Source organism: Endozoicomonas sp. SESOKO2 (genome assembly GCF_024606245.1).
GTDB lineage: Bacteria > Pseudomonadota > Gammaproteobacteria > Pseudomonadales > Endozoicomonadaceae > Endozoicomonas_A.
Genome location: NZ_JAHHPQ010000090.1, coordinates 1 through 1,518, shown reverse-complemented (window position 1 = coordinate 1,518; position 1,518 = coordinate 1). Strand labels below are relative to the sequence as shown.

Genomic DNA, 1,518 nt, shown 5'->3' with positions numbered 1-1,518 from the left:
ATCTGTCAGCGATCTCAGCGATGGTGGCAGATGTGAGCCAGCCTTAATCAATTCCTGCCTGAACGCAGCACTATCGAGATAGCTCGAAGCGCTGTGGAGACTTTTCAGGCCATCAAGAAGAATTGATGCATTGGTCAACAGACAGCTGTCGGCGAGTATGTCATTAAAAATATCAAGATAGTCAGCTCCGACAGGTAGTCCCTGCTTATCCATAACATTGGTGTAAATGTAGACAAGCGCTCTTGCAATCATGGGCGTTAACTGATGGCCCCTGGCTTGTGCTGCCGATGGGTCGTCAGTCGCCAGAGCTTTGAGATACTTACCACAGAGCGCGAGTATATTGATTTCCGGGTCAGTGGTGCCTGGTGTCAACCTGTCCAAATTTTCGTTTATATAGTTATCCAACAGGAAACTGGGTTTTGGAAACTTGAATTGCGGATCAGTCGGCGTTGTTTTTTTCAAGTTTTCAATACGCTGATATACCGTTGTGAGTTGCACTTTCAGTTGTTCGGGAGCTGTTGTCTTGACATAAGTAAGTGCCCTTTCGACATCTAGCGTAAATAATTCGGGTAATCGTGACCCGTATAACAAGTGGGGGTGTTGATCAAAGAATTTCTGTACTTCCACGAGATATTTCCGCCTAATAACCCGTTCAATGATAAAGCGTGTGGGATTGTTGACCAGAACAATGGGTAGTGCTCCGAGATTATTGTGCTGAAACCCAGGAAAACTTTTGTTACTGTTGGGCTCCAGTTTGGTTACCTGATGTTTGGAAAATGCAAGCAGGATGTTACACACGACCTCCAGAACCTCTGGCTGTGCGAGCACTCGATCAACAGCCATCATGTTGTTATCACGGGCCCATGTAGTACCTTGATAGTGCGTTGATTTCTCGCCTTCGGCGATACTGGCAGTCAGTTGTTGGTCTATACCAAGTGACACCAGCTCCTGACTTTTTGCAATTTTGGCGGAATGGGCAGGGGAGTGAGCCTGTGCTTCTGATAAACTCAGTATTCCCTGGTTCGAAGTACTAGTGCAGACCGGATCTTCATCGATATTAATGGGTGTCCCGGCATTACTACTTGCAGTTAGTGACAGTGCCGGTAAAGATAAACTCAATGCCACCGATCCGGCTATGTTAGCCACTTTGAATTTTGCCAAATTCATTTTGCTTTCTACCATTTTCTGATGTTTGTTAGTCTCGGAAAGACTAGTAGCAGAACAGTGGAAGTGCTTTGTTTATTTGCCACGATAATTTCGCTCCGGTTAATCACGGCAACCCCTTGGCCTGTGTCTTCCTCCGTATTGTATGTATGGGGGAAATGTTATTGGAGGAATTGGCACAATTCTTCGCCATCTTTTCTGAACGTGCCGAATGAGAACCACGACAGGATTTCCATGGTGTGGGTTGACCGAAAAAAGCACATGCTAAACGATCATGACTGACCCCGCCGGTCATGAGCGTCTAGCAGCCTGTCGGACTTAAGGCTGTCCTACTGCGGTTGCAATAAATTGGTC

1 protein-coding gene is annotated in these 1,518 nt (G+C 46.4%); it reads right to left on the bottom strand.

The features are described 5' to 3' along the window. Positions 1–1,182 (bottom strand): hypothetical protein (locus KDK17_RS02550; RefSeq protein ID WP_257287263.1); only part of this gene is annotated, 1,182 nt, incomplete at its 3' end. Positions 1,183–1,518 lie beyond the last annotated feature (336 nt).